The sequence below is a fragment of the Enterobacter asburiae genome, assembly GCF_008080435.1.
GTDB lineage: Bacteria > Pseudomonadota > Gammaproteobacteria > Enterobacterales > Enterobacteriaceae > Enterobacter > Enterobacter asburiae_C.
This window is the reverse complement of sequence record NZ_VRKN01000004.1, coordinates 41659-67506: the sequence shown is the minus strand read 5'-3', so window position 1 is coordinate 67506 and position 25848 is coordinate 41659. Positions and strand designations below refer to the sequence as shown.

The following is a 25848-nucleotide window of genomic DNA, read 5'->3' as shown; positions in this document are numbered from 1 at the left end:
GGAGCGAACGATGAAAAGCGTAGTGATTCAACAGCCGAACGACCTGGTGATTGAAGAGCGGCCACGCCCGGAGCCAGGCGCAGGTGAAGTCCGCGTCAAAGTCACGCTGGCGGGGATCTGCGGTTCGGACAGCCACATCTATCGCGGCCATAATCCGTTTGCGAAGTATCCACGCGTGATCGGCCACGAGTTCTTTGGCGTGATTGATGCCGTGGGCGAGGGTGTCGACAGCGCCCGTCTGGGCCAGCACGTCTCGGTTGATCCGGTGATCAGCTGCGGACACTGCTACCCGTGTTCCGTCGGAAAACCGAACGTCTGCACCTCGCTGGTGGTGCTGGGCGTACACCGCGACGGGGGATTCAGCGAATATGCGGCAGTGCCCGCTAAAAATGCCTGGCCTATCCCGGATGACATTCCTGATCAACACGCCGTCATGGTTGAGCCCTTCACCATCGCCGCCAACGTGACGGGGCAGGCCAATCCCACCGGGCAGGACGTTGCGCTGATTTACGGCGCTGGCCCGATGGGGCTGGTCACCGTACAGGCGCTGAAAGGCGTTTATAAGGTGAAGCAGGTTATCGTGGTTGACCGCATCGATGAACGCCTGAAAATGGCCCAGCGCAGCGGCGCGGACTGGGTGTTGAATAACGGCGAGCAGTCGTTGCAAGCCGCGCTGGACGAAAAGGGCATCAAACCGACGTTAATCATTGATGCCGCCTGTCATCCGGCGATTTTGCAGGAAGCGATAGCCCTGGCCTCTCCGGCGGCGCGCATCGTGCTGATGGGCTTCTCCAGCGAGCCGAGCCAGATTGTTCAGCAGGGCATCACCGGCAAAGAGCTGGCGATCTTCTCCTCACGCCTCAATGCCAACAAATTCCCGGTCGTTATCGACTGGTTGAAAAAAGGGCTGATCGACCCGGAAAAACTGATCACCCATACCTTTGACTATCACCACGTTACAGACGCCATTGAACTGTTTGAGAAAGACCAGCGGCAGTGCTGCAAAGTCTTGCTCACGTTCGGCCAATAATAATTTACGCGGTTAAGAGCCTGCGCAGACAGGCTCTATGTGGTACGCATCTTACCTTTCAGAGATAGCCATTATGACGCAAGCACAACCTCAAAGAACCACCTCCGATCTGGTGAAAGCCGCTGTATCCGGCTGGCTGGGCACTGCCCTGGAGTTTATGGACTTTCAGCTTTACTCGCTGGGGGCCGCCCTGGTCTTCCATGAGATCTTTTTCCCGGAACAGTCCGCCGCGATGGCGCTGATCCTCGCGATGGGGACTTACGGCGCAGGCTATATCGCACGCATTGTTGGTGCCTTTATCTTCGGACGAATGGGCGACAGCATTGGTCGTAAGAAGGTGCTGTTTATCACCATTACCATGATGGGGATCTGCACCACGCTGATTGGTGTCCTGCCAACCTATGCGCAGATCGGTATTTTTGCCCCGGTTCTGCTGGTGACGCTGCGTATCATTCAGGGGCTGGGGGCCGGGGCTGAGATCTCCGGGGCCGGGACCATGCTGGCGGAGTACGCGCCGAAAGGAAAACGCGGCATCATCTCCTCGCTGGTGGCGATGGGCACTAACTGCGGGACGCTGAGCGCAACGGCGATCTGGGCGGTGATGTTCTTTGCCCTCGACCGTGAAGAGCTGATTGCCTGGGGCTGGCGCGTGCCGTTCCTTGCCAGCGTCGTGGTGATGATCTTTGCCATCTGGCTGCGTATGAACCTGAAAGAGAGCCCGGTCTTTGAGAAAGTGAACGATGCACAAGCCGTGCAGCCGGACACATCGCTGGGTTCAATGGTGAAAAGTAAATCCTTCTGGCTGGCGACCGGCCTGCGTTTCGGTCAGGCGGGCAACTCGGGTCTGATCCAGACGTTCCTTGCCGGTTATCTGGTCCAGACGCTGCTGTTCGATAAAGCCATCCCTACCGATGCGCTGATGATCAGCTCCATTCTTGGGTTTATCTCTATTCCGCTGCTGGGCTGGCTTTCCGATAAAGTGGGACGCCGTCTGCCGTACATTATCCTCAATATCTCCGCCATTCTTCTCGCGTACCCGATGCTGTCGATCATCGTCGATAAGAGCTATGCGCCGGGGACAATCATGCTTTCTATCATCGTTATCCATAACTTCGCCGTGCTGGGGCTGTTTGCGCTGGAAAATATCACCATGGCGGAGATGTTTGGCTCGCGAAATCGCTTTACCCGTATGGCTATCTCCAAAGAGGCGGGCGGTCTGGTGGCGGTGGGCTTTGGTCCGGTACTGGCGGGAATCTTCTGCAATATGACCGGCTCCTGGTGGCCGATTGTTGCCATGCTGGTGGCCTATTCCGTGATTGGGCTGGTCTCGGCGATTTTGATGCCGGAAGTGCGCGACCGTGATTTGAGCGCGGCGCAAGACGCAGCGGAGTCCGCGCCAGAAGAGCGTGTGGGTTACGGCGCGGTCTCTTCACGACGCTAGTGGTTTATAGCTTTAGTGACTTATCACACAACTTTATGTTTATGTCACACCACATGAGCAAAAGTTAACATAAATCAAAAACTCCAACGGCAGTATCAGTATGGTTGATGGCAGTTATTTTTTTACCCCAACTGCCATTCTAGTTGGTGTAGTCAGCAGGCGCTGCCGCTTCACAAGGAGCGGCAGCGATCCACAGCTTTCTAATTAACGAGTCTTAATCATGGAAAACACCTTATTACAGGCCAACGCGACGTTGCCTCAGTACGATCGCGACAGCCTTAAAGCACGCATTGTTCATTTAGGGTTTGGCGCATTTCACCGCGCGCATCAGGCGGTGTATGCCGACATTCTCGCTGCTGAGCACGGCAGCGACTGGGGCTACTGTGAGGTTAACCTGATTGGCGGCGAGCAGCAGATTGCCGATCTGAACGCGCAGGATAATCTCTATACCGTGGCGGAAATGTCTGCCGATGCATGGACATCCCGCGTGGTTGGCGTGGTCAAAAAGGCCCTCCATGCGCAGGTTGACGGGCTGGAGACCGTGCTTGCGGCGATGTGTGAACCGCAGGTGGCGATCGTTTCGCTGACCATCACCGAGAAAGGGTACTGCCATTCCCCGGCGACCGGACAGCTGATGCTCGATCACCCGTTTATCGTCGCCGACCTGCAAAACCCGCACCAGCCGAAATCTGCGCCGGGTGTGGTGGTGGAAGCGCTGGCGCGTCGCAAAGCGGCGGGTCTGCCTGCGTTTAGCGTGATGTCCTGCGACAACATGCCGGAGAACGGCCACGTGATGCGCAATGTGACCTGTGCTTACGCCCGTGCGGTAGACGGTGAGCTGGCGGACTGGATCGACGCCCACGTCACCTTCCCGTCAACCATGGTGGATCGCATTGTGCCGGCAGTCACTCCCGACACGCTGGATAAAATCGAACAACTGACCGGCGTGCGTGACCCGGCGGCAGTAGCCTGTGAACCGTTCCGCCAGTGGGTGATCGAAGATAACTTTGTGGCTGGGCGTCCCGAGTGGGAAAAGGCTGGAGCTGAGCTGGTGTCAGACGTGATCCCGTTTGAAGAGATGAAGCTGCGCATGCTCAACGGCAGCCACTCATTCCTGGCGTATCTGGGCTATCTTGCCGGTTACCAGCATATCAACGACTGTATGGAAGATGAGAACTACCGCCTCGCTGCGCACGCATTGATGCTTAACGAGCAGGCACCCACGCTGAAAGTGAAAGGCGTTGATTTAGGCCGCTATGCCGATCTCCTGATTGCCCGCTACAGCAATCCGGCCCTGCGCCATCGGACATGGCAAATTGCGATGGACGGCAGCCAGAAGCTCCCGCAGCGTATGCTGGACTCCGTGCGCTGGCACCTGGTGCACCAGACGCCTTTCCCGCTGCTGGCGCTGGGTGTGGCTGGGTGGATGCGCTATGTCGGCGGCGTGGATGAGCAGGGTAACGCCATTGACGTGAGCGATCCGCAGCTGGCGGTGATTCAGGCGGCGGTGAAGGGAAGTGCGGAAGGGGAAAGCCGGGTTAACGCGCTGCTCGACATTGAGGCCATCTTTGGTAAAGAGTTACCGCATGAACCGCGCTTTGTTGCTGCAGTGATGACCGCGTACCAGTCGTTGCTGCAAAAGGGCGCGAAAGCGACCGTGGCGCAGTACGCGTCTCAACGGTAATTCAGCACATGCCGCCGTGTGCGGCGGCATGTCTGCGCACAACTTAGTGCATCCCCAGGCGAATCAGCTCAATCGGCTCGAACTTACCTTCGCATCCTTCCACTTCAACCGTTTTGCTGCGGCGCACCTGCGCGGCATCCAGCCCGTCGCTGTGGATCGCTTTAATCACGCCAGTTTTACCTGTGCCGCTAATCATGACGCGGCTGCCGGTGGTGATTGCATTGCGGTTACGGTCGTATGTCATCATGGTATTTTCTCCTCTCTAACCTGTTCGTTACGGCGCTATTTCAGGTTTGCCGTTCACGGGGCATATAAATACGCCTGTCCGCGTTTCATGTTTTTGTTTTTGATCAAACTCACACTTTTTTCTTTATTTCATCGGATGCTGACGGTACACGACAGCAATTTACAAAGCAGACCGTTATTTTCATTAATTGATAGTTTCGACAGGGAACCGTTGAGGGTTGGTTTATATTTCTGATGTCATTCTGGGTGCAGGAAATAACCTTCATCGGAATAAGGAGTCAGGCTTATGTATAAGAGCATTTTGATGCCTGTAGACGTGTTTGAAATGGATTTGAGCGACAAAGCGGTTCGCCACGCGGCAAACCTGGCGAAGGCTGAGGGCGCGTCGATTACCCTGGTCAACATTCTGCCAGCCAGCAGCCGGTCTCTGCTGCGCGGGTTCAACGCCGATATTAAAAAGTTTGAAGAGTATATGACCGCAGAATCCGGGAAGAAAATGAATGAGTTAAAAAGACTGTTCGATATCGCCCCTGAGAATATTCACAGCATGGTTCGTTTTGGCAACGTCCGGGATGAAATTATCAAGCTGAGCAAGGAAGGGGAATATGATGCGATTGTCATCGGGTCGAAAAATCCGAGCATCACCACCCATCTGCTGGGTTCAAATGCGGAATCTATTCTGCGCTACGCCACGATCCCGGTGTTAGTCGTTCGCTAATCAGGTCGCCGCACCCGAAAGGGGGCGGCGTAATATTACTCTTCGCTAAACCACTCGCTATTTTCCTGACGAATCAGCTGCACGGATTCGCTGATTTCCTGCAGATGCAGCGTCATCGCTTTTTCCACACCGTCCGCATCGCGTTTTTCAAGCGCGCTGAAAATATCATGATGCTGACGGAGCAACATTTCCGGTGGAGAGACGTGATCGAGGCTCATATAGCGCACGCGGTCAATGGTGGCTTTGATGTTCTCGATGGTGTCCCAGGCCAGCTGACAATCGGCAATCTGCGCCAGTTTCTGGTGGAATTCATCATCAAGCTGGAAGAAATCATTGAGCTGCTTACGGTCAATCGCAATACGCTGCTGGTGAAGGTTCTGCTCCAGCAGGTAACACTGGTTGTCGTTGATAAGCGTTGCGGCACGACGCGCCACCGCGCATTCAATGGCCTGGCGAACGAAACAGCCGTTGCGTACCTGAGAGAGTGAAATTTTGTTCACGTAGCTGCCACGCTGCGGGCGGATCTGTATCAGACCGTTCTCAGCAAGCTTAATAAACGCTTCACGCACCGGCTGACGGGAAACGTCAAAACGCACGGACACCTCTTTTTCTGAAAGCGGCGTTCCCGGTGGGATCAGGCAATGGACAATATCACGTCGCAAAATGCGATAGATTTGCTGGTTTACGGGCTGGGTGGGATTGAGTTGCGATTCAGCGGCCATGAGTTGTCATTTCTCAGAGAGTTAGCCTGAACATACTACCATTCTTTTAGGGCCCGAAACAGACCCGGCCCGCAGGCCGGGAAGGGCAGATTTAGCCACGATGGACGCTAAGTCCGGCAAAACTCTGGCTGACTGGCATCATTTCTACGGTATTGATGTTGACGTGTTTTGGCAGCGTCGCTACCCACCAGACCGTTTCGGTGACATCTTCCGGCGTCAGCGCGTTAGCATTTTCGTAGGTCTTGTCCACTTTCGCGTCATCGCCTTTGAAACGCACGTTAGAAAACTCGGTGCCACCCACCAGGCCCGGCTCGATATCGGTGACGCGAATGGCGGTGCCGTGCAGATCGGTACGCAGATTAAGGCTGAACTGGCGCACAAACGCTTTCGTCGCGCCGTAGACGTTGCCGCCCGCGTAAGGCCAGCTCCCGGCGGTGGAACCGATATTGATAATGTGGCCGCGGTTGCGCTCGACCATGCCCGGCAGCACTGCGCGGGTCATATAGACCAGCCCCTTGTTGTTGGTGTCGATCATGTTTTCCCAGTCTTCAACGCTGGCTTTGTGTGCGGGCTCCATGCCCAGCGCCAGACCGGCATTGTTGACCAGCACGTCGATGGCGCGCCACTCGGCGGGCAGGTTGGCAATCATCTCTTCAATGGCCGCGCGGTTACGCACATCCAGCTGCGCGGTCAGGATGCTGTCACCTAATTCGTCTTTCAGCTCCTGCAGGCGCTCCTGACGACGGCCCGTGGCAATAACCTTGTGCCCGTTGGCGACGAAGCGACGCGTGATGCTTTCACCAAAACCTGCCGTTGCCCCGGTAACTAAAATAATCATCTCACTGTTCCTCAACGCTTTTTGTGTTGTACTAACATAGCACGGCCGCAGAGGGTGCGTTAAGGCAACATTTGTATGACGGCGTTGCAGGGGATGGCGGCCTGGCCTACTCTGGGAGGATACCCGTACTCAGGAGCGAAAGATGACGGCCACGAATCCCTTTTTTGACATCAGCCTGTTGCCTTACCAGGCCCCTCGTTTTGATGAAATCACCGACGATCACTATCGCCCGGCCTTCGATGAAGCGCTTCGCCAGAAGCGGGCGGACATTGACGCCATTGTGTCTCAGGCCGCTGCGCCTGAGTTCACTAACACCGTGCTGGCGCTGGAGAAAAGCGGCGCCATGCTCGCGCGCGTCAGCAGCGTGTTCTTCGCCATGACCTCCGCGCACACCAATGCGTACCTGCAGGAGCTTGAGGAGCAGCTCTCCACCGAGCTTGCCATGCTGGCGAACGATATCTGGCTGAATGACACGCTTTTCGCCCGGGTGGAGAGCGTCTGGCAGGACCGTGCCGCGCTGGACGCCGAATCTCGTCGGCTGGTCGAGGAGACCTGGCAGCGGTTTATCCTGGCTGGGGCACGTCTCAATGAAACAGAAAAAGCCGAGCTGAAGGCGCTGAATACCGAGGCAGCCTCTCTGACCAGCCAGTTTAATCAGCGTCTGCTGGCTGCCGATAAGACGGGTGGGCTTGTGGTGGATTACGCGCACCAGCTTGACGGGCTCAGCGCCAGCGAGATCGCTGACGCAGCGCAGGCTGCCGCGGAGCGAGGGCTAAACGATCGCTGGCTGATCCCGCTTCTGAACACGACCCAGCAGCCCGCGCTTTCCGCGCTGCGCAATCGTCAGACCCGCGAAAACCTGTTCAACGCAGGCTGGACGCGCACCCAGAAAGGGGATGAAAACGACACTCGCGAGCTGATCCTCCGCCTTACGGCGCTACGTGCGCGGCAGGCACGCCTGCTGGGCTTTGAGGATTACGCCAGCTGGAGTATCGCCGACCAGATGGCGAAAACCCCGGACGCCGCGCTGACCTTTATGCGCGGCATAGTGCCTGCCGCCCGGGCCCGTGCAGAGCGCGAGGAGGCCGATATTCAGAAAGTCATTGAAGACGAGCAGGGCGGGTTCACCGTGCAGGCCTGGGACTGGGCCTTTTATGCCGAGCGCGTGCGTCAGGCAAAATATGCCCTCGATGAATCGCAAATCAAACCCTACTTTGCGCTCAATACCGTATTGCACGATGGTGTGTTCTGGGCAGCCAGCCAGCTGTTTGGCATCCGCTTTGTGGAGCGCTTCGATATTCCGGTGTATCACCCGGACGTCCGCGTATGGGAAATTTTCGACCACACCGGTGAGGGCATGGCGCTGTTTTACGGCGACTTCTTTGCCCGCGATTCCAAGCAGGGTGGGGCCTGGATGGGGAATTTTGTCGAGCAATCCTTCGAGTTTGCTGCCCGGCCGGTGATCTATAACGTCTGTAACTACCAAAAACCGGCTAACGGCGGCGTTGCGCTTCTCTCCTGGGATGACGTGATAACCCTGTTCCACGAGTTTGGCCATACGCTGCACGGCCTGTTTGCCAGCCAGCGTTTCGCCACGCTCTCCGGCACCAACACGCCGCGTGATTTCGTTGAATTCCCGTCACAGATCAACGAACACTGGGCCAGCCATCCCCAGGTGTTTACCCACTACGCCCGCCATTACGAAACCGGTGAACCGATGCCGGACGCGCTGCGGGAAAGCATGCTCAACGCAACCCATTTCAACAAGGGTTATGACATGACGGAACTGCTGGGTGCCGCGCTGCTGGACATGAACTGGCACGGGATTAGCGAAGCCGTTTCGAGCGTTGAAGCGTTTGAAGCGGCAGCATTGAACAAAGAGGGGCTGGATCTGTCCGCCGTACCGCCGCGCTATCGCAGCAGCTATTTTGCTCATATTTTCGGCGGCGGCTACGCGGCGGGATATTACGCCTACCTGTGGACGCAAATGCTTGCTGACGATGGCTATCAGTGGTTTGTCGAACAGGGCGGTTTAACCCGTGAAAACGGGCAAACATTCCGCGAGGCGATTTTGTCCCGTGGTAACAGCACGGATTTAGCTGAACTGTATCGCAACTGGCGCGGGCACGATCCGAAGATTGAACCGATGCTGGAGAATCGTGGGTTGAGTGAATAAAGTCAGTCTCGTCAGAAAAAAGAACCGGGCTTCGCGCCCGGTTTGTTTTATCTTACAACCAGCACAGGGCATTTCGCATGCCGCACCACTGCCGCAGCGTTTGAACCCAACAGATACGTCGATATGTCAGGCTTATGGGAGGCGATGATAATCAGGTCGGCATTGATCGTGTCAGCGAGCTTAAGGATTTGATCTTTTGGAGATCCCGTCACTGCATGAGTCTGTATCTTGTCTGCAGGAATTTTGAATTGTTTAACGATTTCATCCAGCTTCGCTAAGGCCGCGTGCTGGAACTCTTTGAGCTTCGGCATTTCTACCGAGTAGGCCAAACCTAATGATGAATAATACGGAAGCGATGGAATAACAGTAAGAAAGTGGACTTTGGCTGTGTTAAGAGCGGTATGTGCCTGAACGAACGGGATAACCATATGTGTCAGGCTATCCTCGGAAATGTCAATTGGAACCAAAATTGCGTTGTACATGTGTCCCTCCTGAGTGTTTTTTGCACAACTCAGGTTAGACCGTTAATTCAAGCAAAACAGAGAGCAAGCTGTCATAACGGGAACAAATTTCGGTTCTGTGATATTCGTACAGTCGAACTTGCCTGTCATTCCATCGTGACGACGAACATTCTCGCTTCCTGGGCGAGCTGGCGTTCAGCCTTAATCGGCGCATATTTTTCCGAATGATAGAAAGCAAGGGCCTGGTCTAAAGTAGGGAATTCAAAAATGCCTGCATAGGGTAACGGCTCGACTTCCCCTTCCAGTACCTGTGCGACAGCACCAAAATGAACAATTTTACCTCCTGCTTCCTCTAATGCTGACGTGAAGCGGGGGGCAAGGTTGGCCTGTCTGGCAGGGTCAATAACGCGTAAGTTGATATGAACAAAAGCTGGCATATCCGTTCCTTAAATATGATTAATAGTGTATATACAGTATTAACTTTAGCATTGATTGTCGAGATGAAATGATGAACAACATTGATGTGGCGCTTTTGGAGACCATTCCGGAGGTCTGCCCGGGGTTTCAGGCACGCGCTACCGCTCGGGCTATTACACGTTATTACAATGCCTGCTTCAGACCTTTTGAGCTGACCGCTGAGCAGTTCAGTCTTTTGGTTGGCATAGGGGGTTCCCCAAATGAAACCGTTGCGGAACTCGCCGCCAGAGCAGGGGTGGATGCCACCACACTGAGTCGAAATATTCGTAGTCTGGAATCCCGTGGCATTATTGACTCGGCTGGAGGCCGTGGACGTGCCGGAAAACGACTCACGCTGACAGGTGAAGGCTGGCGTCTGCTTGAACAGGTCATCCCGGTATGGCAGTCAGCTAAGGAGAAATTATCCCGTCTTATGGGCAGCGAACAGCTTAGCCTTACGACGGAGATGATGAAAAGTCTGGCTAAAACCAGCACCTCTTTATGAATTGAGTCGTCATCTGATTATCAAAAATACCCGGTATACTACATGTTGCTTTTTTACAGGCGATAACAGGCACAGGCAGGAAGTATGTCTCTTCGTTCGCTGCGGGCATTATGCCTGACAAGTTTTTTCATTGCGGATGTCCGCGATGGCCTCGGTCCTTTTCTCGGTATTTTTCTGACCGAAAGCCACTGGACACCCGATGATATCGGCATCCTGATGACGGCCGGGGGGCTGGCGGGATTACTGGCCACGCTGCCAGCAGGATTCATCACCGACACCTCCCGGAATAAACGTGCTGTGCTCGCGCTGGCCTGTCTGATGATCACCATGAGTACGCTCCTGCTCTGGTTTAGCCAGCAGAGCGGCGCTGTCGCTGTTTCGCAAATCGTCACCGGTATCTGCGCGGCATTTGTGGGGCCGTTGATCGCCGGGATTACGCTGGGGCTGACCGGCCAGAGCGGGTTCAGCGCGCAGATGGGCAAAAATGAGGCGTTCAATCACGCGGGCAATTTCATGACCGCTCTGATAGCAGGCGGTATTGCTTGGTACTGGGGCGTCGGCGGGATTTTCCTGCTGATGACCTGTACCACGCTGTTAACGCTGTGCGCGCTGCTTGCCATTCGCAACGGGGATATTGATAACGACGCGGCGCGCGGGCTGTCCTCTTCGGCTAATCTGCCGGTCCCTGGTTTTGCCGTGCTGATTAAAAACCGTGCGCTTTTTGTGACCGGACTGACGCTGCTGCTGTTCCACCTGGCGAACGCCGCGCTGCTGCCGATGCTGAGCATGAGGGTGGCCGCGGCACCCGCCTCGATCAACCCCGGTTTGTATGCTGCGGGCACCGTCATCATCTCTCAGGCCGTGATGATCCCTGTCGCCATCTGGGTCGCCCACCGAATAGACCGCTACGGCTACTGGCGCTTAATTATGCTGGCACTGCTGGTGATGCCGGTGCGCGCGGCGCTGGCAGCAATCACGGATGCGCCGTTAATGATGATCCCGGTACAAATCCTCGACGGGCTGGCCGCAGGGATCCTGGGGGTTGTGGTTCCGTCGTTTATTGTGATGCTGTTGCGCGGAAGCGGACACGTCAATGCCGGGCAGAGCGTGGTGATGCTGATGCAGGGGGTTGGGGCATCCATGAGCCCGGCGTTAACCGGCACGATTGCGGGTCATTACTCCTTTGCGACGGCATTCAGTGTCCTCAGCGCGATTGCGCTGGTGGCCGTCCTGCTGTGGTGGTGCTTTGCGCACCGGACCTGGGAAACAGACAGTACGCCGGGTGGGGCATAGCCGCCACCCGGCGTCATGCTTACGACAGTTCGTTAGGGCACGCTTCGCCCTTTTCCAGCTGCTGCAGGTTACCCAGCGTGGTTTCCGAAATGCTGATCAGCGCTTCGGCAGTCAGAAACGCCTGGTGTCCGGTAAACAGCACGTTATGACAGGCGGACAGGCGGCGGAACACGTCGTCCTGAATCACATCATTAGATTTGTCTTCAAAGAACAGATCGCGTTCGTTCTCATACACGTCCATCCCCAGCGCGCCAATTTTCTGGGTTTTCAGCGCTTCGATAGCGGCCTGAGAGTCAACCAGCCCGCCGCGGCTGGTGTTGATGATCATCACGCCATCTTTCATCTGGTCAAACGCCGCCTGGTTAAGCAGGTGGTAGTTCTCCGGCGTCAGCGGACAGTGCAGGGAGATCACGTCAGACTGCGAGAACAGGGTTGGCAGGTCGACGTATTCTACGCCCAGATCCAGCGCCGCCGCGCTTGGGTACGGATCGAACGCCAGCAGACGCATGCCGAAGCCTTTCAGAATGCGCAGGGCAGCCACGCCAATTTTACCGGTGCCGATCACGCCGGCGGTTTTGCCGTACATGGTAAAGCCGGTCAGCCCTTCCAGCGAGAAGTTGGCGTCACGGGTACGCTGATAAGCGCGGTGAATACGACGGTTGAGTGACATCATCATGCCAATCGCATGTTCCGCCACCGCTTCCGGAGAGTACGCCGGCACGCGCACTACCCTCAGACCCAGCTCTTTCGCCGCGTCGAGGTCCACGTTATTAAAGCCCGCGCAGCGCAGGGCGATATACTTCACCCCCTGTTTTTTCAACTCTTCCAGCACCGGACGACTGCCGTCGTCGTTAACAAAAATACAGACGCCTTCACAGCCGTGCGCCGTTTTGGCGGTTTTTTCGGACAGCAGAAAGTCGAAAAATTCAAGCTCAAACCCGTAAGCCTCGTTAACATGTTGCAGATACTTTTTGTCGTACTGCTTTGTGCTATATACCGCGAGTTTCATAAGACTTTCTCCAGTGATTTTGCATTCACGTTAGCATGATTAAAATTATCTTACAATTTCTAAAATATTATTGAATTCAATAAGTTCTATCAATTATTCTAGAGCATATGTACACCCTAACTCCATGATATTCATATCCACCGATTTCTTAAGGAGGGTACACCAGAGAGATGTCTGCTTGTTTTATTCTAGGGGTGCTATGGGGGAAGCTAAAGTCACTACAAGTGCTTATGTTTGGGTTAGTGGTTTAACAATACCTGAAAATGTGACTAGCTTTAACTGTTGAAATGACGTAGCTCTTTGAATGTCTTAACATCGAAGGTAGTATTATTGTTATCGTTTTAAAATGACAGGGAGACCGAATGTACAACCATAATCGGGAAAAAAGTCATTTCGAGGAGAAAGTCTTAGAGATTGAAAATCTTGCGCAGCGAATTGCCACAAAGCATTTGCTTTATGGTACCTCCGGCATGTTTTTTGAAACTCAACAACTTGTTGCTCGTTTGAGAAGGGAGATTGAATCGCATTGCCTGACCTGGTCAGGCGGGATTCAAGTTCTTGATGAACAGATACATCATCTTAAGGAACAAGATGACTTACTTACCTTCAATAAGGCTAAATTATTCATTGTTGTTGAAAAAAATCGGACAACAACGACGACTTTAGCGCTTAAACAGATCGGTTTCGTTGCCGGTGGGGCGCAAGTGTATGGGGGCGCTAGTTTATGCGTCGGTTCGCTGGGTCTTGCCTGTGCTGCGTATGGTGCACCTATGATTACTCATGGGCTAAACAACATGTATGAAAATGGATACTATCTTCTCTATCGTGAAGATCGGTCTGGCACGCTAAGAGATGCTTATCGTTACGCAGCAGCGAAGCTCGGTTATGGGAATAATGAAGCTGATATTGTCTATGGTGTAGTTGATATCTCTTTATCAGCCTATGGCGCGGGCAGGAGAGTACTGGCTCCCAGAGAAAAATCCTGGAGTCTGTTTCGCAACATCGAATCTGATTATATCAGAGGATGGCAAGAGGCTTCTAAAACAGCGATGGCTCTGGATTTAACCAGTGGAAGCGTCACAGGTTGGCAGATGTACCAGATAGCTAAAGAGAATTAATTATGTCGGAACAGTTCGAGTTGTCATTAACCCCACCGATTCTACCTGCCGTGTGCTATTTCATTGTATCTATTGCCATTTTTTTCTTGTTGTACCTCGGTAAACTCAAGGTCAACAGGCTTCGTAAATATCCTCTGTTCATCGCCTATACGCTGTTTGTGATAGCTATTGCAGCCATTCAAATTAACGTTTTTGCCAACGGCTATGAGTTTGTTAGCGGTTTTTTACATATTGATTTTGATCCCTGGCGGTACGACTCGGTGTATTGGGGGTCATTGATATTCGCCATGCTTTACCTGCTGGCAATGCCACGGAACAGGTATTAATTTCGCAACTCTGCTCTGCGATTATTCTTGAATTTATGCGTAACCAATTGAACCTAAAATATTTTCTTTAGGTTACGCATGGCAAAAAAATCACCGCTTACTATTGCAGCATCTATTCTTAACTTAGCGTTAACTTCAACTCAATCGCTAAACATGCGACAATGATCGGCACTGCCGGCTTAATTCTTTCGCTAAATCAGGATATTAACTGCCCATGAAGGGTAAATACAAAGCCGCTCTTGCGCTTTTACTGCTGTTTATATTGTTGCCGCTGACGCTGCTGATGACGCTCGCCCAGTGGGTACCGACGCTCGCCGGGATCTGGCTGCCTGTCGGGACGCGCATCGCTTTCGAAAAGAGTCCGAAACTTACCCGCCACGCGCTGGTGATCCCCGATCTTCGCTATCTGGTTGAAGACTGCGAAATTGCCCGCATCGATAACGTGACGCTGTCACATCCAAGCCGCTGGAAACTGGATATCGACGCGCTGGATCTTAACACCGTCTGTCTGAGCAAAATTCCCCAGTCTGCACCCTCAACGGTCGCCCCCAAAACGCTGGCACAGTGGCAGGCAGTATTACCGAATACCTGGCTCACGGTTCACCGTCTGACGCTGTCGCCCTGGCAGCAGTGGCAGGGCGAACTTCAGGCATCGCTGACGCCGTCCAGTCAGGAGATCGCCTATAAAGGCGAGCAGGTCAGCATTAAAGGCACGCTTCGCGGTCAGACGCTCTCGATCAGCCAGTTCGATGTACAGCTCCCGGACCAGCCGCAGCCTGTTAAGCTGGTGGGCGAGTTTACCTTGCCGCTGGTACCGGATGGCGTGCCGGTGAAAGGCCACGCGGTTGCGACCTTTAACGTGCCACAGTTAACGTCTCTGGTCGATGCCGATCTGGACTGGGAAGATAACCAGGGACAGCTGGTCGTGATGGCGCGGGACAACCCCGATCCGCTGCTCGATCTGCCATGGCAGATCACGGCGGAGCAGCTGAGCATCAGCGACGGGCGCTGGAACTGGGATCTCTCGGGTATGCCGCTGAGCGGGCGGGTATCCCTCCGCGCCGACAACTGGCAGCAGGGGCTGGATAAAACCACGCTGACCGGCCGTTTGAATGTGCTTACCCACGGTGATGCAGGGAAAGGCAACGCGGTACTGAATATTGGGCCCGGCAGGCTCAGCATGGAAAACAGCGACATGCCCCTGCATCTCAGCGGCGAGGCGAAGCAAAACGATCTCATCCTTTACGCCAAATTGCCCGCAACACTGACCGGCAGCCTGTATGAACCGCAACTGGCCTTTGAGCCGGGCGCGCTGCTCCGCTCGCGCGGGCGCATCATTGACTCACTCGATATCGATGAAATTCGCTGGCCGCTGGCGGGCGTGAAGCTGACGCAGAAGGGCGTGGACGGCCGTTTACAGGCTATTCTGCGCGCCCATGAAAACGAGATGGGTGATTTTGAACTCCACCTGGACGGCCAGGCCAACGACTTTTTACCTGATAACGGCCTGTGGCAGTGGCGCTACTGGGGGAAAGGCGGTTTTACGCCGATGCATGCCCGCTGGGATGTCGCCGGGAAAGGCGAGTGGCGCGATAACCTCATTGAGCTGACGGCGCTCTCCACCGGTTTTGACAAGCTCCAGTACGGCACGATGGAAGTCAGCAAGCCGCGTCTGGTGCTGGATCAACCGGTACGCTGGTTCCGTGACCCCGATAAACCGGCCTTCAGCGGCGCGCTGTCGCTCAACGCCGGGCTAACCCGTTTCTCTGGCGGCAGCGTTTTGCCGCCCTCGGTCCTGACCTTTAGCGTCGACGGCACCGACCCGACCATTTTTCAGTTTAAGGGCGACCTCCATGCGGACAAAATCGGCCCGGTGCAGGTTAATGGTCGTTGGGATGGTGAGCGTCTTCGCGGGCAGGCCTGGTGGCCGAAACAGTCGCTCACCGTATTCCAGCCTCTGATCCCGCCGGACTGGAAAATGACGCTCCGCGACGGGGAACTTTATGCGCAGGTCGCCTTCTCGGCGGCGGCCGATCAGGGCTTTGAAGCGGGTGGGCACGGCGTGCTGAAATCCGGCAGCGCCTGGATGCCTGATAACCAGATTAACGGCGTCGATTTTGTGCTGCCGTTCCGCTTCAGCGAGGGAACCTGGTCTCTCGGCACGCGCGGTCCGGTCACGTTGCGCATAGGCGAAGTGGTAAACCTGGTGACCGCGCGCAACATTACCGCCGATCTACAGGGGGATTATCCCTGGACGGAGGACAACCCGTTGCTCCTCACCAACGTGAAGGTGGAAACCCTCGGCGGGAAGATCACCATGCAGCAGTTGCGGATGCCACAGCACGATCCGGCCCTGCTGCGCGTGGACAATATCTCCTCAAGCGAGCTGATTAGCGCCGTCAATCCGAAACAGTTTGCCATGTCAGGGCCGGTTAGCGGGGCACTGCCGTTCTGGCTGGACAATGAAAAATGGATCATTAAAGATGGCTGGCTGACCAACCCGGGGCCAATGACGCTACGCATCGACAAAGATACGGCAGACGCCATCGTGAAAGATAATATGGTTGCGGGCGCTGCGATTAACTGGCTCCGCTATATGGAAATTTCGCGTTCGTGGACGAAAATCAATTTAGATAACCTGGGTGAATTAACCATGCAGGCGACCATCAAGGGTACCAGCCGGGTGGATGGCAAAAGTAGCTCCGTCAACCTGAACTATACCCATGACGAGAATGTCTTTACCCTCTGGCGCAGCCTGCGTTTTGGGGACAACCTGCAAACCTGGTTTGAGCAACATGCGGCGATACCTGCTCCCCGCAGTTTGACTGGCAAGGAAAGTGAGGAACAACAATGAAAAAGATGGCTGGTGTGCTCACCGTTGCCGCGCTACTGACCGGCTGTACGCCGCGCATTGAAGTCGCTGCGCCAAAGGAGCCGATTACCATCAATATGAATGTCAAAATCGAACATGAGATCCATATTAAGGTCGATAAAGACGTTGAAACCCTGCTGAAATCGCGCAGCGATCTGTTCTGAGGATGCCATGAAACGATTAGCTCTGATTTTTCTGGCGCTGGGGATGAACGTGCAGGCGGCTGCGCTGACCTTAAACGATGCCCGGGCGCAGGGGCGCGTGGGGGAAACCCTCAGCGGTTATCTTGCCCCGATTCAACAGGATGCGGAAACGCTGGCGCTGGTCAATCGTATTAATGCGGCACGCACGGAAAACTACCAAAAGCTGGCGGACAGCAATAATTTGCCGGTCGATGAAGTGGCCAAAATGGCAGGTCAAAAACTGGTTGCCCGCGCGCAACCGGGCGAATACGTAAAGGGCATTAACGGAAAATGGCTCAAAAAGTAGTTAGCGGTAGCGCTTGCGGTATTCACCCGGCGAGACGCCAAAACGCTGCTTAAACGCCGTTGAAAAATGGCTATGGTCGGTAAACCCCCAGCTGTAGCCAATGCCCGCCAGCTTTTCATCATCACCGGCAGCGCGCAGTACCTGCGCGCACAGATCCAGACGACGGTTTTTGATGTACTGCGCCACTACCAGCCCCTTCTCGGCAAACATGCGGTAGAGGCTGCGCACGGACATTCCGCTCTCGGCGGCAATCCATTCCGGGCGCAGCGATTCAGACTGAATATGGTCGTCAATCAGCGCCACGACATGCAGGAACTGACGTTCCTTGCGCGGCTGAATGATTTCACGCTGCTGGAAAGCGGGGCGCAGCAGGCAGATCATCGCTTCGAGCGCCGCTTCACTCTCCCGGTCACTCAGGTCGGCATTGCTCATACTCTCCATCAACAGGCGATGGCTCAGCTGTACCGTGGGCAAGGTGCGGGAAAGGGCGGTCGCGCAGCTTATCTCCTGGAAACGACACTGCTGCTCAATAATCTGACGGGGAACCAGAAGGGAAATCTGACGGGATTTTTCCCGCCAGTTGATCGAACAGGGACGCGACGCATCAATCAGCGTGATATCACCGGTTCTGAGTACCGCGCGACGGTCATCCTGTTCAATTTCCGCGCTGCCTTCAAGCTGGAACACGGTATAGAACCAGGCATCGTTACTCTGAGCGATCTCCTGACGGGAGCGGAACAGGCTAACGCCGCCTGCGGTCACGGTACTGAGCTTCAGGCTGCGTGCATAGCTGGTCTCCAGCTCGCCGAAGAATTTCCCCTCGGTGGGCTGCGCGTTAAAACGCCCGCAAACCTGGTTAATTTGCGCCAGCCACTGCTGATACTGTTCCTGCTCGCTTGCACATGCCATCGTTTCTCTCACTGCACCGTCAACGTTTTCGCATTGTTGCATTTGTGTTGCATTTTGTCAGGGCTATGAGGCTGACTATAGGAAAGAACACTCACCGGTAACAGCGATATAAGCGGCAATTATCGCGATTTGCGGAGCCTGTCACAGGTGGCAAAGCGAATGTCACAGAGACAAAAGCGAGAATGCAAAACGCCACTTAGACTGGATGAACACCCTGCGAAGAATAACGAAGGAGTATCCTATGTCTGAATCACAGGTGGCCATTCAGCCTGCCGTACAACAATTTTTAGACCGACAGCATGGCCTGTGGATTGAAGGGCGTCAGGCCGCGTCGGACAGTGAAAAACGGCTGAACGTCTTCAACCCGGCCACGGGCGAGGTCATTGCCTCGACTGCCGATGCCAGCGTCGATGACGTTGACCGTGCCGTCATGTCCGGCTGGCGCGCGTTTGTTGCCCGCATCTGGGCCGGGAAACTACCGGCGGAGCGCGAGCGGATCCTGCTCCATTTCGCCGATCTGGTCGAACAGCACAGCGAGGAGCTGGCCCAGCTTGAAACGCTGGAGCAGGGCAAATCCATTAACATTTCCCGCATGTTTGAAGTCAGCTGCACCCTGAACTGGATGCGCTATACCGCCGGGCTGACCACCAAAATTTCGGGTAAGACCCTCGACCTTTCCATCCCGTTGCCGCAGGGCGCCCGCTATCAGGCGTGGACGCGTAAGGAGCCGGTTGGCGTGGTGGCCGGGATTGTGCCCTGGAACTTCCCGCTGATGATCGGGATGTGGAAAGTGATGCCGGCGCTGGCCGCAGGCTGCTCTATTGTCATCAAGCCGTCAGAAACCACGCCGCTGACCATGCTGCGCGTGGCGGAACTGGCAAGCGAAGCGGGCATTCCGGACGGGGTGTTCAACGTGGTGACCGGGAGCGGCGCGGTGTGTGGCGCCGCGCTGACCTCACATCCGCATATTGCGAAGGTGAGCTTTACCGGTTCAACGGCGACGGGTAAGCAAATCGCCCGCGCGGCGGCGGACACGCTAACCGGGGTGACTCTGGAACTGGGTGGGAAAAACCCGGCTATCGTACTGAAAGACGCGGACCCGGCGTGGGTGATCGAAGGCCTGATGACCGGCAGCTTCCTGAACCAGGGGCAGGTGTGCGCGGCGAGCTCGCGCATTTATATTGAAGCGCCGCTGTTTGACACGCTGGTCAGCGGGTTTGAGCAGGCGTTGAAATCCCTGAGCGTCGGGCCGGGCATGTCGCCGCAGGCGTTTATCAACCCGCTGGTGTCGCGCGCGCACTGCGATAAGGTGCAGACCTTCCTTGATGAAGCGAAGTCGCGCCACGCGGAGCTGATCGTCGGTAACCGGGGGCCGGAAGGCAAAGGCTATTACGTTTCGCCTACGCTGGTGGTGAACCCGGATGCCTCACTGCGTTTGACCCGCGAAGAGGTGTTTGGTCCGGTGGTCAACGTGGTGCGCGTAGCCGACGGGGAAGAGGCGCTCCAGCTGGCAAACGACAGCGAATATGGACTGACGGCCAGCGTCTGGACGCAGAATATCAGCAAGGCGCTGGAATATACCGACAGGCTGCAGGCGGGCACCGTCTGGGTGAACAGCCATACGCTGATCGACGCCAACCTGCCGTTCGGCGGCATGAAGCAGTCCGGCACCGGGCGTGACTTTGGCCCGGACTGGCTGGACGGCTGGTGTGAAACCAAGTCGGTGTGCGTGCGGTATTAAAAACACTGCCGGGTAACGCTGCGGTTACCCGGCAGGCTTTAACCCGGCGGCTATTTTAATGCTGCGGCGATGACCGATGGAATAGCGTCAAATGCCTGCGCAACGCCTTTAGTCCGGATCTCCTCACTGCGCGTCGCCCCTTCGGCACGAACGAATTCCACTCTGCCGATGCCCAGAAAGCCAAAAAATTTCTGCAGGTATCGCTCCTGAAAATCCATGTCTTCGATTGGCGTACCGTGATATATCCCGCCGCGGGTTGAAACGACGACAATCCTTTTGCCGGTCGCATGCCCCACCGGGCCCGTCGGGGTATAGCTAAAGGTTTTTCCCGGCTGGGCCAGTCGATCTAACCAGGCTTTAAGCTGCGTTGAGACGGAGAAGTTATACATAGGCGCACCTATCACGATGAGGTCGCTATTGAGAAATTCGTTCACAAGTTCCTCGGACAACTCGTGTTCGCGGACGTCTTCAGCCGTAGCGTCCGCGGCTATCCGCAGCGGCCGGAAGCCTGCAGCAACGGTGCCGGTGAGATGGGCGATGGGGGTTTTAACGACGTCGCGATAGACCACCCGATCTGACGCGAGCTGGCGAACCACCTCTGCCGTCAGCTGACGTGAAAGTGAGAACTCGCCGTTAATGCTTGAATCTATATGCAGGATATTCATTTTTTTGTTTCCTTTGCGTCGGTCTGGGTTGCTTGTTCGATAAACTGGCTGACGGCGTCCGGGTGGGAAATCATCGACATATGGCTGCTCTTAATACGCAGGACGGTGGCGTTCATGGCGCCGGCAAGCTGCTGCTGGACGCCGGGAGAAAGGGCGAAATCGTCTTCGGTTATCAGATACCATGAGGGTTTTTCGCGCCAGGTGGCATGTTCTACCTTCTCGCTAAAGGCGATTGCCGCGATGGGCTGCTGCGTTGCCGTCAGCAGCTTTACGCGTTTGAGAGGCAGGTCATTGGCCATCGTGCGCTGATAGGCATCGGGATCGTCCAGCCAGATCAGCCCTTTTTTATCCGGGCTCATGTCGGCCATCGGGGCGTTAAGGCGGGTAAGAAGAGAGGTGACCGATTCACCGCTGTCGGGGGCAAGGGCGGAGAGAAAAACCAGTTTTTTCACCTTCGGGTTATTGCCTGCCTGAGCGATGACCGTGCCAGCCCAGGAGTGGCCGACAAGGACCACTTCCCCTTGCTGACGGTCAATCACACGCTCAGTGGCGGCGACGTCATCCTTCAGCGAGGTTAGAGGGTTCTGCACTGCCGTGACGTGGTAGCCCCGGGTCTGCAAACGGTGTATCACTTCCTGCCAGACGGAACCATCGGTAAAGGCACCGTGCACGAGGATGATGTTATTAATCCGTGCCTGAACAGGCAGCGATGCTGCCATGCAAAGCAAAGAAAGAAGAACGGGCAAGCGTGTCGGTTTCATAGGCGTGACGTAATTTCCAGAGAGACGTTGAAACACAGTGTAACGAGAGGCGCAAAGAAGCTTGTAGTGTCTGAAATGACGGTTAACATACGAAATCAGACATTTTATTCAGGCCTGAATCATGAGAATTGGCATTTTAGCGTTACCCGGAAGTATGAAATCCGCCGTGGCTGGGCTCTGCGACATGTTCTGGCTGGCTAACGAGGTGATTGCCCAGCAGCCGGACGGCGAGGGCATATCGCCATTTGAGGCAGTCATCATCACGGCGGAAGGAAAGCCGGTCCCGGACGCGCAGGGTCGGTCGATCGAGACCGATGGGAGCTTTGTCGCAGGGGGAACTTTCGACCTCGTGATTGCCTGCGGGATGAAGCTTGACGAGCAGAAACGCCCGGTCTCGCTGGCGGCGGTCCACGAGGCTGGCGCATGGCTGCGCGGCCAGTATGATAAAGGCGCGATGCTTGCGGGAGCCTGTGCCGGTGGGTTGGTTCTCGCCGAGGCGGGGGTACTCAATGGGCGGGCATGCACGACGACCTGGTGGCTTTACCATACTTTCCGCCAGCGTTACCCGCTCAGCAAACCCGTCTGGGGTAAAGCGCTGGTGCAGGACGCGCGGGTTATCACCTCCGGCGGCCCGCTTTCGTGGGTTGACCTGGCGCTGCATATCATTCGTCTGCACGCGGGGCAGAAGCTGGCGCGTCTGACGGCCGATATGGCCGTGGCTGACAGCCAGCCGTTGTCTCAGCAGGTTTACGCGCCAGCAGGTTTTTTAAATTCGGTACATCCGATGATAATGAAGGCGGAACATATCGTCCGGTATGAAAATCCGGCGATTACCGTAGAGCAGCTTGCCCGGGCGCTGAATATGACCACTCGAACCCTTCACCGAAAAATGGCGGAGGAAATGAATGAAAGCCCTAAAAACTTTTTGACGCGCATGCGCATTGAAAAGGCGATGCGTCTCCTGGAGCAGCCGGGTTACGTCATAGCGCAGATTGCAGGCGCTTGCGGTTACGCTGACGACACGGCATTCAGGCGCGCTTTCACTGGCGTGACGGGAATGTCGCCCGGCCAGTATCGCAAGTGGATCGCTGGGCGTCATGCGGAATAGCCGCCGTTCTCAGCGGCATACTCGATCCCGCCCGGCCTCCTTCGCCCGATACAGCGCCGCATCGGCGCGGGCGATGATCTCGGTGCCCGCTAACCCTTCCGCCATGCTCGCAATCCCCATACTCACGGTGACATGGTCGCTAACGGTTGACGCGCTGTGCGGTATCGACTCCGCGCGCAGCCCGTCCTGAATACGCGCAGCAACTTTTTCCGCTATGTTCTCCGGGCAATTGAAAAGAATTACCACAAACTCTTCACCGCCGTAGCGTGATACGACATCGTCAGGGGTTCGCACCGATTTTTTAAGCACCTCAGCCACGCGAGTCAGGCACTCATCACCGGCCTGATGGCCGTAGGTATCGTTGTAGCGTTTGAAGTAATCGACATCCAGCATAATCAGGGTAAAGGTTTTTCCCTGCTCAACCGCATTTTCCAGCACCAGCTCCATCGCCCGGCGGTTGGCCGTTTTTGTCAGGGGATCCTGATGCGCCAGCGCATCCAGACGCGAAATCAAAAGCTGGTTCTGCTGGTTGCGACGCCAGGCCTCTTCAAACCAGCTCAGCAGGATAAAACGCCCGAAAACGAGAATGAGAGTAAAAACGACCCACAATCCAACAAAGCGAATGTTGGTCCCCGCATTCTGCACCATGCTGGCAACGGGCATGGTTAGCCAGAGTGGTAGAACAAAGGACACCAGACCTACAGGATGAAAATAAAGCGCCGTCATCCCGGCCATCAGCAGGGTGACAAAAATCGGCCAGGGGTGAGGAAGGTGTACGTCGTGGATAAACCAGTAACAACAGAGCGACCAGAGCACACTGCAGATAAAAAGAACCACGCTGATACCCGCTATATGACGCCAGGCCATCAGCGTTAGCGCCGCTGACAGAATGATCACGCCCAGCATCGAGGCGTCAACCATAAACCGGAGATGCGGTTCGACGCGTAAAAGGTTATCAATGTTGTCGAAAAGGACATTGCGCAGCAGGACCATCAGCGCAAAGCTAAAATTAACAAACGCCAGCCACGACAGATTCGTTTCCAGCCCGTGGAGCACCATTGATTTGCGTGAGGGCCAGGTAGCCAGCTCTGGCGTTGTGCTGTGTCTTTTTTCCATTGAAGCCATTTTCCATTACGTGGGACACAAATATAAGAAAGGGCGGATATTCCGCCCCTGATACACGTTGTGCGTTACGGCGTCACAATGTTAAACCAGAAATCAAACTTGTCCATATAGCTAAGCATGGCATCAAGTTTCGCGCTGTCACCAGTAATTTTAATATTTCCGCTGTCCTGAGCCTGTTTCAGCGTAATCTCCTTGAGAATGATTTTATTCAGGGTGTCACGGTTCAGCGTCAGCGTCGCGTCCGCCTCTTTTGCTTCAGCGTTCGCCGTGTGGTTCAGCACGCCGTTTTCCAGCTCGAGTTTGTACTTCCCGCCATCGCTGCCCAAATCAATGTTAAACACCGATTTAGCCTCACCGGCTTTCTGACCATTGATATGGACAGCCAGATAATCAAAGAACATCTCCGGGGTCATCGCGCGCACCGTATCCGGGCTGGCGGTATTCGGCGTTGGACCTTTCACCACGCCGTTACGCAACTCTTGCGCACCGGTCAGGTAGAAGTTACGCCACGGGCCAGATTCAGCCTGATAGCCAAGCTGTTCCAGCGCATCCGCTTCCAGGTTACGTGCCGCCTGGTTGTTAGGATCGGCAAAGACCACTTTGCTCACCACCTGCGCTACCCAGCGGTAGTTCCCCTGGTCGAAGTCGGTTTTCGCCTTGTTCAGGATGGCATCCGCGCCGCCCATATACTCAACGAATTTCTTCGCGCCTTCTTCTGGCGGCAGTTCATCCAGCGTCGCCGGGTTACCGTCAAACCAGCCCAGATACAGCACATAGGTGGCTTTCACGTCATGGCTCACCGAACCGTAATAGCCGCGGTTAGCCCAGGTATGCGCCAGTGAATCCGGGAGCTTGAAGTTAGCGGCGATTTCGTCGCGCGTCAGCCCTTCGTTCGCCATACGCAGCGTCTGGTCGTTGATGTAACGATAGAGGTCACGCTGGCTTTTCAGTAGTTTGACCACATTTTCATTGCCCCAGGTCGGCCAGTGGTGCTGTGCCATGATGATTTCGGCCTTATCGCCCCAGCGCACAATCGCCTGGTTGATGTATTTCGACCACGGCAGCGGCTCGCGGATTTTGGCCCCGCGCAGCGAGTAGGTGTTGTGCAGGGTGTGGGTAACGTCCTCAGCGGATTCAATCAGTTTTTTCTCTTCGATATACCAGAGCATTTCGGATGGCGCTTCGGATCCCGGTGCGAGCATAAAATCATAGGTCAGGCCGTCGATAACCTCTTTTTGCCCATCTTTCTCAATGATATTGGTCGGGGCAATCAGCGTGACCGTCCCGGCGGAGGTCGTTGTCCCAAGACCGGCACCCACCTGACCTTTGGCATCTGGCTTCAGCAGGTTGCCATACATATAGCTGGCGCGGCGGCTCATCACGTTGCCCGCCATGATGTTCTCGGCAACGGCCGCTTCCATAAACCCGGCAGGGGCGTAGACCTTCACTTTGCCGGATTTCACGTCGGCTTCATCCACCACGCCGCGCACGCCGCCATAGTGGTCAACGTGGCTGTGGGTATAAATAATGGCGACGACGGGTTTCTTGCCGCGATTTTTGAAATAGAGATCCATCCCGACCTTCGCCGTTTCTGCCGACACCAGCGGGTCAACCACGGTAATACCTTCTTTTCCTTCAATAATGGTCATATTTGACAGGTCAAGATTTCGTATCTGATATACGCCATCGGTCACTTCAAACAGGCCGCTAATATTAATCAGCTGAGATTGACGCCATAAACTGGGATTAACGGAATCCGGAGCTTTATCGCCTTCTTTAATAAACGAATATTGTTGTGGGTTCCAGATGACATTGCCTTGTTCCCCTTTGATAATTTCCTGAGGAACAGGGGCAATAAAGCCTTTATGGGCGTCCGTAAAATCGGTGTTGTCGGAGAAGGGAAGCTGATTAAACAGGGCGTTATTGGCTTGTTGCGTTGCGGCCGTGGCATCCTTCGGGGCTTCTGCGGCATACGCGGAACTGACGGAAATAACAAGTCCAGCCAGAGCAAGACTCCTGACGATCAAATTGAATTTCATCCTAAACCTCTCAGTGATGTATTACGTCGCTTGTGGAAAATTCGCGTCCTGGCTGAAAGTGGTTCAAGAAATGCAATGGGAATAAACGAGGTAGAAATAACTATAATCGGGGAGAG

The 25848-nt window shown here is 55.3% G+C and carries 25 protein-coding genes; 14 read left to right on the top strand and 11 right to left on the bottom strand.

The genetic code is table 11. The features are described 5' to 3' along the window. Positions 1-10: 10 nt before the first annotated feature. The 3 genes from FU672_RS08975 to FU672_RS08965 all read left to right on the top strand — a co-directional run bounded on the left by FU672_RS08975 (position 11) and on the right by FU672_RS08965 (position 4155). Positions 11-1030: a Zn-dependent oxidoreductase gene (locus FU672_RS08975; protein ID WP_148242991.1), complete on the top strand. Its 1020-nt coding sequence runs from the start codon at positions 11-13 to the stop codon at positions 1028-1030. 73 nt (positions 1031-1103) lie between these two features. After that, complete coding sequence (locus FU672_RS08970) at positions 1104-2471, top strand: MFS transporter (protein ID WP_148242990.1); 1368 nt, start codon at positions 1104-1106, stop codon at positions 2469-2471. A gap of 220 nt (positions 2472-2691) precedes the next feature. After that, positions 2692-4155 carry a mannitol dehydrogenase family protein gene (locus FU672_RS08965; protein WP_148242989.1) on the top strand — a complete coding sequence of 488 codons (1464 nt, stop codon included), beginning with the start codon at positions 2692-2694 and terminating at the stop codon, positions 4153-4155. Between the two features lie 43 nt (positions 4156-4198). On the opposite strand, the gene ydfZ is transcribed toward FU672_RS08965, so the two are convergent. Then, positions 4199-4402 (bottom strand): putative selenium delivery protein YdfZ, encoded by a 204-nt coding sequence (gene ydfZ / locus FU672_RS08960; protein WP_014883679.1) that lies wholly within the window; start codon positions 4400-4402, stop codon positions 4199-4201. Positions 4403-4687: 285 nt separating this feature from the next. On the opposite strand from ydfZ, the gene FU672_RS08955 reads away from it, so the two are divergent. Further along, positions 4688-5119, top strand: a complete 432-nt coding sequence (locus FU672_RS08955) for a universal stress protein (protein WP_029739402.1) — start codon at positions 4688-4690, stop codon at positions 5117-5119. A gap of 35 nt (positions 5120-5154) precedes the next feature. Here the strand turns inward: FU672_RS08955 and FU672_RS08950 are convergent, their stop codons facing one another. Together FU672_RS08950 and ydfG are read right to left on the bottom strand one after the other, a co-directional pair. Beyond that, positions 5155-5841 carry a GntR family transcriptional regulator gene (locus FU672_RS08950; RefSeq protein ID WP_063145668.1) on the bottom strand — a complete coding sequence of 229 codons (687 nt, stop codon included), beginning with the start codon at positions 5839-5841 and terminating at the stop codon, positions 5155-5157. Between the two features lie 91 nt (positions 5842-5932). Continuing rightward, a complete protein-coding gene (ydfG, locus tag FU672_RS08945; RefSeq protein WP_148242988.1) occupies positions 5933-6679 on the bottom strand; it encodes a bifunctional NADP-dependent 3-hydroxy acid dehydrogenase/3-hydroxypropionate dehydrogenase YdfG in 747 nt (248 codons plus the stop codon). Between the two features lie 142 nt (positions 6680-6821). Here ydfG and dcp point away from each other — a divergent pair, with 142 nt between their 5' ends. After that, positions 6822-8855, top strand: coding sequence for a peptidyl-dipeptidase Dcp (gene dcp / locus FU672_RS08940; protein ID WP_148242987.1), 2034 nt, complete (start codon positions 6822-6824; stop codon positions 8853-8855). A gap of 47 nt (positions 8856-8902) precedes the next feature. On the opposite strand, the gene uspF is transcribed toward dcp, so the two are convergent. Then, a complete protein-coding gene (gene uspF, locus FU672_RS08935) occupies positions 8903-9337 on the bottom strand; it encodes a universal stress protein UspF (RefSeq protein ID WP_148242986.1) in 435 nt (144 codons plus the stop codon). Between the two features lie 125 nt (positions 9338-9462). Continuing rightward, positions 9463-9753, bottom strand: coding sequence for a DUF1330 domain-containing protein (locus tag FU672_RS08930; protein ID WP_148242985.1), 291 nt, complete (start codon positions 9751-9753; stop codon positions 9463-9465). Positions 9754-9821: 68 nt separating this feature from the next. Between FU672_RS08930 and FU672_RS08925 the strand changes: the two genes are divergently transcribed. Together FU672_RS08925 and FU672_RS08920 are read left to right on the top strand one after the other, a co-directional pair. Then, positions 9822-10277, top strand: a complete 456-nt coding sequence (locus FU672_RS08925; protein ID WP_262349006.1) for a MarR family winged helix-turn-helix transcriptional regulator — start codon at positions 9822-9824, stop codon at positions 10275-10277. A gap of 84 nt (positions 10278-10361) precedes the next feature. Beyond that, on the top strand, positions 10362-11570 hold the full coding sequence (locus FU672_RS08920; RefSeq protein ID WP_148242984.1) for an MFS transporter: 1209 nt from the start codon (positions 10362-10364) through the stop codon (positions 11568-11570). Between the two features lie 19 nt (positions 11571-11589). Here the strand turns inward: FU672_RS08920 and FU672_RS08915 are convergent, their stop codons facing one another. Next, positions 11590-12579, bottom strand: coding sequence for a 2-hydroxyacid dehydrogenase (locus FU672_RS08915; protein WP_148242983.1), 990 nt, complete (start codon positions 12577-12579; stop codon positions 11590-11592). 362 nt (positions 12580-12941) lie between these two features. On the opposite strand from FU672_RS08915, the gene FU672_RS08910 reads away from it, so the two are divergent. The 5 genes from FU672_RS08910 (at position 12942) to FU672_RS08890 (ending at position 17384) form a co-directional block, all read left to right on the top strand. Then, positions 12942-13697: a DUF4225 domain-containing protein gene (locus tag FU672_RS08910; protein ID WP_032657465.1), complete on the top strand. Its 756-nt coding sequence runs from the start codon at positions 12942-12944 to the stop codon at positions 13695-13697. A 2-nt stretch (positions 13698-13699) separates the two neighbouring features. Continuing rightward, complete coding sequence (locus FU672_RS08905) at positions 13700-14023, top strand: hypothetical protein (RefSeq protein WP_148242982.1); 324 nt, start codon at positions 13700-13702, stop codon at positions 14021-14023. Between the two features lie 214 nt (positions 14024-14237). Continuing rightward, complete coding sequence (locus tag FU672_RS08900) at positions 14238-16877, top strand: YdbH family protein (protein ID WP_148242981.1); 2640 nt, start codon at positions 14238-14240, stop codon at positions 16875-16877. Next, entirely contained in the window at positions 16874-17059 is a 186-nt protein-coding gene (locus FU672_RS08895) for a YnbE family lipoprotein (protein ID WP_148242980.1), read from the top strand. The genes FU672_RS08900 and FU672_RS08895 overlap by 4 nt, the downstream gene beginning before the upstream one ends. A gap of 7 nt (positions 17060-17066) precedes the next feature. Further along, complete coding sequence (locus tag FU672_RS08890; RefSeq protein WP_148242979.1) at positions 17067-17384, top strand: YdbL family probable chaperone protein; 318 nt, start codon at positions 17067-17069, stop codon at positions 17382-17384. On the opposite strand, the gene feaR is transcribed toward FU672_RS08890, so the two are convergent. Next, entirely contained in the window at positions 17385-18293 is a 909-nt protein-coding gene (gene feaR / locus FU672_RS08885; RefSeq protein WP_148242978.1) for a transcriptional regulator FeaR, read from the bottom strand. A gap of 241 nt (positions 18294-18534) precedes the next feature. Here feaR and FU672_RS08880 point away from each other — a divergent pair, with 241 nt between their 5' ends. Beyond that, entirely contained in the window at positions 18535-20034 is a 1500-nt protein-coding gene (locus tag FU672_RS08880; RefSeq protein WP_148242977.1) for an aldehyde dehydrogenase family protein, read from the top strand. A 50-nt stretch (positions 20035-20084) separates the two neighbouring features. On the opposite strand, the gene FU672_RS08875 is transcribed toward FU672_RS08880, so the two are convergent. Then, entirely contained in the window at positions 20085-20699 is a 615-nt protein-coding gene (locus FU672_RS08875; RefSeq protein ID WP_148242976.1) for an FMN-dependent NADH-azoreductase, read from the bottom strand. After that, positions 20696-21460 carry an alpha/beta fold hydrolase gene (locus FU672_RS08870; RefSeq protein WP_148242975.1) on the bottom strand — a complete coding sequence of 255 codons (765 nt, stop codon included), beginning with the start codon at positions 21458-21460 and terminating at the stop codon, positions 20696-20698. The genes FU672_RS08875 and FU672_RS08870 overlap by 4 nt, the downstream gene beginning before the upstream one ends. Before the next feature lie 121 nt (positions 21461-21581). Here FU672_RS08870 and FU672_RS08865 point away from each other — a divergent pair, with 121 nt between their 5' ends. Then, positions 21582-22568 (top strand): GlxA family transcriptional regulator, encoded by a 987-nt coding sequence (locus FU672_RS08865; RefSeq protein ID WP_148242974.1) that lies wholly within the window; start codon positions 21582-21584, stop codon positions 22566-22568. A gap of 9 nt (positions 22569-22577) precedes the next feature. Here the strand turns inward: FU672_RS08865 and FU672_RS08860 are convergent, their stop codons facing one another. Beyond that, positions 22578-23684 (bottom strand): GGDEF domain-containing protein, encoded by a 1107-nt coding sequence (locus tag FU672_RS08860; protein ID WP_148242973.1) that lies wholly within the window; start codon positions 23682-23684, stop codon positions 22578-22580. Between the two features lie 74 nt (positions 23685-23758). Beyond that, on the bottom strand, positions 23759-25732 hold the full coding sequence (locus FU672_RS08855) for an alkyl/aryl-sulfatase (protein WP_148242972.1): 1974 nt from the start codon (positions 25730-25732) through the stop codon (positions 23759-23761). Between the last annotated feature and the right edge of the window lie 116 nt (positions 25733-25848).

Excerpts from the sequence above, each read along its gene's own strand:
- FU672_RS08975 (WP_148242991.1), top strand. The coding sequence starts at position 11 with ATGAAAAGCGTAGTGATTCAACAGCCGAACGACCTGGTGATTGAAGAG.
- FU672_RS08970 (WP_148242990.1), top strand. The coding sequence starts at position 1,104 with ATGACGCAAGCACAACCTCAAAGAACCACCTCCGATCTGGTGAAAGCC.
- FU672_RS08965 (WP_148242989.1), top strand. The coding sequence starts at position 2,692 with ATGGAAAACACCTTATTACAGGCCAACGCGACGTTGCCTCAGTACGAT.
- ydfZ (WP_014883679.1), bottom strand. The coding sequence starts at position 4,402 with ATGATGACATACGACCGTAACCGCAATGCAATCACCACCGGCAGCCGC.
- FU672_RS08955 (WP_029739402.1), top strand. The coding sequence starts at position 4,688 with ATGTATAAGAGCATTTTGATGCCTGTAGACGTGTTTGAAATGGATTTG.
- FU672_RS08950 (WP_063145668.1), bottom strand. The coding sequence starts at position 5,841 with ATGGCCGCTGAATCGCAACTCAATCCCACCCAGCCCGTAAACCAGCAA.
- ydfG (WP_148242988.1), bottom strand. The coding sequence starts at position 6,679 with ATGATTATTTTAGTTACCGGGGCAACGGCAGGTTTTGGTGAAAGCATC.
- dcp (WP_148242987.1), top strand. The coding sequence starts at position 6,822 with ATGACGGCCACGAATCCCTTTTTTGACATCAGCCTGTTGCCTTACCAG.
- uspF (WP_148242986.1), bottom strand. The coding sequence starts at position 9,337 with ATGTACAACGCAATTTTGGTTCCAATTGACATTTCCGAGGATAGCCTG.
- FU672_RS08930 (WP_148242985.1), bottom strand. The coding sequence starts at position 9,753 with ATGCCAGCTTTTGTTCATATCAACTTACGCGTTATTGACCCTGCCAGA.
- FU672_RS08925 (WP_262349006.1), top strand. The coding sequence starts at position 9,822 with ATGATGAACAACATTGATGTGGCGCTTTTGGAGACCATTCCGGAGGTC.
- FU672_RS08920 (WP_148242984.1), top strand. The coding sequence starts at position 10,362 with ATGTCTCTTCGTTCGCTGCGGGCATTATGCCTGACAAGTTTTTTCATT.
- FU672_RS08915 (WP_148242983.1), bottom strand. The coding sequence starts at position 12,579 with ATGAAACTCGCGGTATATAGCACAAAGCAGTACGACAAAAAGTATCTG.
- FU672_RS08910 (WP_032657465.1), top strand. The coding sequence starts at position 12,942 with ATGTACAACCATAATCGGGAAAAAAGTCATTTCGAGGAGAAAGTCTTA.
- FU672_RS08905 (WP_148242982.1), top strand. The coding sequence starts at position 13,700 with ATGTCGGAACAGTTCGAGTTGTCATTAACCCCACCGATTCTACCTGCC.
- FU672_RS08900 (WP_148242981.1), top strand. The coding sequence starts at position 14,238 with ATGAAGGGTAAATACAAAGCCGCTCTTGCGCTTTTACTGCTGTTTATA.
- FU672_RS08895 (WP_148242980.1), top strand. The coding sequence starts at position 16,874 with ATGAAAAAGATGGCTGGTGTGCTCACCGTTGCCGCGCTACTGACCGGC.
- FU672_RS08890 (WP_148242979.1), top strand. The coding sequence starts at position 17,067 with ATGAAACGATTAGCTCTGATTTTTCTGGCGCTGGGGATGAACGTGCAG.
- feaR (WP_148242978.1), bottom strand. The coding sequence starts at position 18,293 with ATGGCATGTGCAAGCGAGCAGGAACAGTATCAGCAGTGGCTGGCGCAA.
- FU672_RS08880 (WP_148242977.1), top strand. The coding sequence starts at position 18,535 with ATGTCTGAATCACAGGTGGCCATTCAGCCTGCCGTACAACAATTTTTA.
- FU672_RS08875 (WP_148242976.1), bottom strand. The coding sequence starts at position 20,699 with ATGAATATCCTGCATATAGATTCAAGCATTAACGGCGAGTTCTCACTT.
- FU672_RS08870 (WP_148242975.1), bottom strand. The coding sequence starts at position 21,460 with ATGAAACCGACACGCTTGCCCGTTCTTCTTTCTTTGCTTTGCATGGCA.
- FU672_RS08865 (WP_148242974.1), top strand. The coding sequence starts at position 21,582 with ATGAGAATTGGCATTTTAGCGTTACCCGGAAGTATGAAATCCGCCGTG.
- FU672_RS08860 (WP_148242973.1), bottom strand. The coding sequence starts at position 23,684 with ATGGAAAAAAGACACAGCACAACGCCAGAGCTGGCTACCTGGCCCTCA.
- FU672_RS08855 (WP_148242972.1), bottom strand. The coding sequence starts at position 25,732 with ATGAAATTCAATTTGATCGTCAGGAGTCTTGCTCTGGCTGGACTTGTT.